At 54.6% G+C, this 6,905-nt stretch carries 5 protein-coding genes; all 5 read left to right on the forward strand.

Going from position 1 to position 6,905, the window contains the following annotated elements:
- Positions 1–364: 364 nt before the first annotated feature.
- Positions 365–1,234: an ATP-binding protein gene (locus SMC5_RS10180; RefSeq protein ID WP_119088327.1), complete on the forward strand. Its 870-nt coding sequence runs from the start codon at positions 365–367 to the stop codon at positions 1,232–1,234.
- Positions 1,235–1,253: 19 nt separating this feature from the next.
- Positions 1,254–1,616 (forward strand): STAS-like domain-containing protein, encoded by a 363-nt coding sequence (locus SMC5_RS10185; RefSeq protein ID WP_119088326.1) that lies wholly within the window; start codon positions 1,254–1,256, stop codon positions 1,614–1,616.
- Positions 1,606–2,151 carry a PIN domain-containing protein gene (locus SMC5_RS10190; RefSeq protein ID WP_165846714.1) on the forward strand — a complete coding sequence of 182 codons (546 nt, stop codon included), beginning with the start codon at positions 1,606–1,608 and terminating at the stop codon, positions 2,149–2,151. The genes SMC5_RS10185 and SMC5_RS10190 overlap by 11 nt, the downstream gene beginning before the upstream one ends.
- Before the next feature lie 242 nt (positions 2,152–2,393).
- Positions 2,394–5,522, forward strand: a complete 3,129-nt coding sequence (locus SMC5_RS10195; RefSeq protein WP_119090077.1) for a type ISP restriction/modification enzyme — start codon at positions 2,394–2,396, stop codon at positions 5,520–5,522.
- Positions 5,509–6,905 (forward strand): HEPN domain-containing protein (locus SMC5_RS10200; RefSeq protein WP_133299212.1); only part of this gene is annotated, 1,397 nt, incomplete at its 3' end. The genes SMC5_RS10195 and SMC5_RS10200, both read left to right, overlap by 14 nt.

Below are 6,905 nucleotides of genomic sequence, written 5' to 3' on the forward strand. Positions count from 1 at the left end.
GAGGTTGCCAATCCGTCACTCCCGCGAAGGCGGGAGCCCATCTTGTTTGTAGCACGTCGCCATCCTTTGGCATTATTCTAGTAGAATAATTCTAATGGATAGTGGCGGAGATCACTGTGGGCTCGTGTTTAAGAGGCCGTCCTTCGTTATTATCGAAGAGTGCCCTTTTCCAATAATAAGGCACCGATTCATGCTCCATATTATCGCTGGCGATAACAGCACTGTCTACTATTATTGAAAAGTCGTCCGATCCGATAATAATGACACGCGTCTCGGAGTTGAATGTGGGGTCAAGTCAGGTAGAATAGACAGGAGAAAAGCCAATTGCCAGAACGAGGATTCTCGTGAGGTTCAGGGAGGTCTTGTGGTCTTTCCGCTCGGCAAAACCAGAAGCGACTGTTCCGGATTCGACCAACTGACGCGGTTGGCCAAGAGCCTTGAACTGGTTTCTTTTGACAAGGTTGACATTGATATGTCCGGATGTACTTGGTTTGACGCCAACATGGCTGCGCCGTTAGGCGCTCTTCTGTATCGTGCCTCACACCAGCTCAATAATGTTCGAATTCTTGGTGCTTCCCATCGTCTCGAAAATATCCTTCGCAAGAATGAGTTTCTCCTCAATTATGGCAGACTGCCACTGACGGATTCTAACGTGACCACGATCCCGTACCGGCGGTTTGAGCCTACTGATGGTCGGTATTTTGTCTCCTACATCTCGAAGTATTTGCAGGGAAGAGGCATGCCCAAGATGTCGGCAGGGCTTCACAAGAAGTTTCTTGAGAGCGTCTATGAGATGTTTAACAATGCTGTCATCCATTCTGGGACGACGCTCGGTATCTATAGTTGTGGGCAGTACTACCCAAATGTGCATCGACTCGACTTCTCAATTGGTGATCTGGGCATGGGAATACGTGAGAGCCTGAGACGGAAGAAGCAACTTGAATTGGCTGCAGACGAGGCAATCCGATGGGCTTTTACTGGCACCAACACCACAAGAACGGGCCCCATTCCAGGTGGCCTGGGCCTGAAGCTACTCGCCGATTTCACTACGAAGAACGGAGGGCGTATCCAGATTGTCTCTGACCGAGGGTATTGGGAGCTAGAGGAAGGGTCTGTTCGCTCATCTCTGTTTGATTTGCCTTTTCCAGGGACTGTGGTGAACATCGAGTTGAATACCGCTGACACAAAGTCATATCGTCTGTCGTCTGAGTCTAACCTTGGCGACATCTTCTAGAAGGGAAATGGAGGGAGAAATGTCCGAAAAAGTCGTGATACGTCCTTATGAAGTGGTTGGAAGCCCGTTGTGTGTAGCTTCAGAGGATGGAGAAAGAGTCTATGCCCTGGTTCGGACTGCGTTGAAAGAAGGGCGAAAGGTCGATTTGTCGTTTGAGAACGTCTCCATTCTCACATCGGCATTTCTGAATTCGGCAGTGGGGCAACTCTATAGGGAGTTTTCGGAAAAGGCGATTCGAGACAGTCTGAGTGTGACGGATATGTCTCAGGAGGATGCAGATCTTCTCAAGCGCGTTGTCGAGACAGCCAAGTCCTACTTCAAGGATCCGGATTGGCTTCGTCGGGCCCATCAAGAAGTGTTGGGTGAAGACGATGAGCAATAACGTGCGCTCTGTTGAGGACTATGACTTCGCTGTGACGGACAGGATATTCGTTGACGCGAACGTATGGATGCACGTGTATGGTCAGTCAGCTCCCGACAGCCAAGTGGTCAAGCTGTACTCCGGTGCCATGCAGAAGATGCTCGCGGCCCATAGCTGCCTCTACACGGATGTCCTAGTCATATCTGAGGTCATCAATCGCTACATCCGTATTGACATGAAAGTACCACGTGTCGGCAAGACATACACGAACTTCAAGGACTTCAGGCGAAGCACGGACTTCCCGTTGGCAGCGAAGGGCGCAACGGACATTGTGCGGCGCATCCTGGGGGCGACGAAGACGATCGCGAATGGATTTGAGGAGATGCAGGTCCCCGACCTGCTTCGCGATTTTGAGTCTGGGCAGTATGATTTCAACGATCAGGTCATTGGCATACTGTGCGCACGTGAAGGGTTGACCATCCTAACCGACGACGCGGATTTTGCCCGTTGCCCAGCTCCCATTCTGACTGCAAACCCGAGGCTGCTGAGAAGTTAGGAACCCCAGTATCGCATCAAGTTCGCGTTTGGCGTTGGATTTGTCAGTGTGGTTCATGCCTCCGCAGGAACAACAAGACGTGGTCAACGTGTCGCTCCCATGCAGGCGACTAATCCGTCACTCCCCCCCGAGCCTTTCTGTTCAAGGTGAGGGGTGCTTTCGGCGCAGGCGGGAGTCCAGTTTGTCTCATTTTGCGCTACAATGCTTGACATAGAAACGTTCGGTGGACCCAGGGAGGGGACATGACGTTCAGGGCATCGGTGGAAAGGTATCTGGGGGCGGTCGCGCAGCAGTATCACCGCGGCGACGCGCGCGAGGAGTCGTACTATGATGTGCTCAAGCAACTCTGGGAGGAGCTGGGGTCGCAGCTCAGCAGCGCACACGCGACGCTGACTGTCCTCCCTCGTCAGACCGAGGCTGGCAACCCGGACATGCGTGTCTGGAGCGGCCAGCAGCATGTCACCGGCTACATCGAGGCCAAGGAGCCGGGCGTCACCAACCTGGACCACGTCGAAGTCAGCGAGCAGCTCAAGCGCTACCGCGCCGCCTTCCCCAACGTCATCCTCACCAACTTCCTGGAGTTCCGGCTCTACCGCTTCGGACAGCCAATGGGCCAGCCCGTGACGATCGGATCTCTGCAGGCGCTGCAAGCGGGCATCAAGGTGCCGTTTCAGCACGAGGATCAGTTCCGCGACTTAGTTGAACGCTTCTTCGACTTCCAGTTGCCCAAGGAGTATACAGCGCAGACGCTGGCCGTCGCGCTGGCTGACCGCACGCGTTTCCTGCAGCGTCAGGTGCTTGACCAGCTGGTTGAGGATGAGCAGCAGAATTCCAGCAGTGATCTGGTAAGCCTGATGCGCGAGTTTAAGCAAGTCCTGATGTCCGACCTGACCAGTGACACCTTTGCCGACCTCTACGCGCAGACCATCACCTATGGCCTGTTCGCGGCGCGCATGCGCGTGACCGGCACCTTTACCCGCGAGACTGCGCTCAATGGCATCCCGGCGACCATCGGCATCCTGCGCAAGTTGTTCAAGTACATCTCCATTGGCGACACTCCCGAACGCCTGCGTGTCATCATTGACGACATCGCGGATGTGCTGGCAGTTGCCGACACGGATACGGTGTTCAAGGGTTACGACAAGAACGGTCGCGACCCGGTGGCCGACTTCTACGAGACCTTCCTCGGCGAATACGACCCGGCCAAAAAGAAACAGCATGGCGTCTACTACACGCCTCAGCCCGTCGTCAGCTACATCGTCCGCAGTGTGGACCAGATCCTGCATGACTCCTTTGGCAAGCCCGACGGCCTGGCCGACCCCAGCGTTACTGTCCTCGACCCTGCGGCGGGCACCATGACCTTCCCTGCCACTGCCGTGCGCTTGGCTGCCGAGACCTACAAGGCCAAGTACGGTGACGGCAGTCTGGACAGCTGGATCAAGGGACATGTCCTGCGCGACTTCTACGCCTTTGAGCTGATGATGGCCCCGTATGCCATCGGGCATCTGCGCATGGGCACCCTGCTCACTGAGTTGGGCTACACCATGAGTTCCGACGACCGCTTCAAGCTGTACCTCACCAATACGCTGGACGTCAGCACGGCCGAGCAGAACCCTATCCCCGGCCTGTCGCCTCTGGCAGACGAATCCCACATGGCCGAGGCCGTGAAGACGACCCAGCCGGTCCTGGTGATCATGGGCAATCCGCCGTACTCGGGAGTCAGCACCAACAAAGGCGCGTGGATTATGAACCTCCTCAATGACTATAAGCAGGTGGATGGGAAACCGTTGGGCGAGAGGAAAACCTGGCTAGATGACGACTACGTCAAGTTCATCCGCTTTGCGCAGTGGAAGATCGACCAAGCGGGCGAAGGCGTCCTTGGCTTCATCACCAATCACAGCTACCTGGACAACCCGACGTTCCGTGGCATGCGCCAGTCGCTGATGGCGTCCTTTGACCAGTTGCACATCCTCAACTTGCATGGCAATTCGCTCAGGAAGGAGCAGTGTCCTGACGGCAGCAAGGACGAGAACGTGTTCGATATTCGGCAGGGCGTTGCGATCGTTGTCGCGGTCAAGTGCAACGGAGTTCCAAAGGGCATCTGGTACGGCGATCTATGGGGTAAGCGCGACGCCAAGTATCGTGTGCTGGGCAATGAACAGATGACGCAGACGGCATGGCAAGAGCTGAAACCACGTGGCGATATGTACCTCTTCGTTCCGCAGGATGCCACACTGGCGCCAGAATACGAACAGTGGCCCAAGGTGACCGAAATTTTCCCCGTATCAGTCGTTGGGATTGTTACCGCGCGCGACAAATTGACGATTCAGTTTACGCCCGAGCAGGTGTGGCAAACGGTCAACAGGTTTATCAGCATATCCCCTGAGGAAGCTCGTGAAGCATTTCACCTGGGAAAGGATACGGCGAGCTGGCAAGTGCAACTTGCGCAAGAAGACATCCGTCGCAGTGGACTATCACAGGACAGAGTCGTTCCGATCCTGTATCGACCTTTTGATGTGCGCTACACTTACTACACTGGCCACTCCCGTGGATTCCTCTGCAGGCCGCATCCGGAAGTGATGCAGAACATGCTGGCAGGCTCCAATTCAGCCATCATCACATCGCGCATGACCAAAGGCGAGACTTTTCACCACGTCCAAGTGACGAACCACATTGTCGAGGTCATCTGCATGTCGCCCAAGACCTCGAACAACGGGTTCGTGTTCCCGCTGTATCTCTACGACTCCGTGAAAGGCTCTACCGACATATTTGTGGAAACCAGAGACCGCGTGGCGCATCGCAAACCCAACATTGAGGCTCATTTCATGTCTCAGCTGACCGAATGCTTCGGAAGCATTGCTTCACCAGAGAACATCTTCGCCTATGTCTATGCGGTGCTTGAATCGGCGGCGTATGCTCGACGCTACGTCGAATTCCTCAAGACTGATTTCCCCCGCATTCCCCTCATCAGGGACCGTGACACCTTCCTCGCACTGGCCGACTTGGGTCAGCAGCTCATTGACCTGCACCTGATGCGTTCGTCCGAGCTCGACAACCCCATCAGCCGTTTCTGCGGCAAGGGTGATGGCGCGGTTAAGAAGGTCGAGTATGACGCCGACCGCGGGCGCGTCAGCATCAATCCTACCCAGTACTTCGATGGTGTCACCCCCGACCTCTGGACCTACCAGATCGGCGGCTACCAGGTCCTTGCCAAATGGCTCAAAGACCGCAAAGGCCGCTTCCTCACCGCTCCCGACACCCAGCACTATTCCCGCATCGTGACCGCACTGTCGAGGACAATTCTTGTACGAGGTCAGATCGACCAAGCATTCCAGTCACCAGACATAGGAGACGCACATGTCCAGCGATAGCATCGTCGAGCGGTTATATCGGGCGGAAGAGATTCGGGGAACGTGGCAACTGCCAGACGCTCACGATACGTCTCTTCCTGGAATGCTCTCTCTGGACAGAAACGGTCAGATGAAATTGACAGTCGATCGTCAGGTCAGTTTCATTGAGGGCATGCAGTCGGTACTTTCCTTCGAGCGTAAGTCGATACCTATCATTCTGGGCGTACTAGAAGGCAGTTTCTGCACACTGCAAGGTCTCACCCTAATAGAAACGACGTCGTTCGGAAGTCTGCTGACAGAAGTCTTCTTCGTCAGCGCAGCTATCTTCGGGGTGCACATAGACTCATTCACGGAATTCAAAGTCAGAAACATCACTGTCTCACTTCCTATTCTGATGGATTGGAGCAAGACTTCCTGGTGCTCTGACTTGAATTCACACCCGAAAGGGTTGACGCTTCAGCCTTTCGGTTCAAGGGAACTCCCGCTAGGAAAGGCTGGCAATATCACCGGGGAAATCTGCGTGCGGGGAGGTTTCTCGTTCGATGTGATCCCTTCGAGAAGCCTGTCGATGCAACAAGGCTCGTTCCTTACAATTTCGTTTTCGGAGCACGTGTCTCTTGAGGATGCCCGAAAGACTCTCCCATTGATAGGCGAGTTTCTCTCCCTCATGACACTGAGTGCCATTCAGATTCCGTTCTTCTCGTGTACCAGTGAGGAAGCGAAGGACATGCTCCCAACAGGAGACGGACAGGAGAAGCCATACTATCGTCCCATGATGGTATGGTACTACGGAATGACAGAGGGGGCGCCATATAGCGGATTGTCGTGCGACGACATGTTGCTCACATACGTCGACTTGAAAGAAGCCAATCTAGTAGATGCGCTCGTTCGGATTCTCGCACAGCCCGAAGAGTACGATCTTCTCCTTCCTCTCCTCGTTCCTGAAACAGGCAGCTTCCACTCCTACTCCAAATGGAGGTTCCTGGATGCCGCGCAGTCACTGGAGTATCTTCATCGAAGAACCAGCTCGAACGACGTGCTATCTCCAGAGGAGTTTTTGGTCAAGAGAAGTCGTATTCTAGCAGCTGTCGCAGAGGAAGACCGGTCATGGCTGACTGAAAGGCTGCAACGGAGCAATGAACCAAGCCTGCTATATAGGATTAGCAGCATCATCGACACCAATGCCGAGTTGCTGCAGACGACTGTAGATCAACAGAGTAGTTTTGTGAAGAGCGTCAGGGATACGCGCAACGTCCTCATTCACCTTGACAGCAGAAGAAGAAACGATGCGGTCAACGGGCTGGAACTGATCAATGCAACCGACAAACTGGAAGCCCTTGCCCGGATCTCGTTCCTGCGTGAGATTGGCTTTGATGAGCAGGGCCTGGAGAAGTTGTTCAGCAC

The sequence above is a fragment of the Candidatus Cryosericum odellii genome (assembly GCF_003570935.1).
Taxonomy (GTDB): domain Bacteria; phylum Caldisericota; class Caldisericia; order Cryosericales; family Cryosericaceae; genus Cryosericum; species Cryosericum odellii.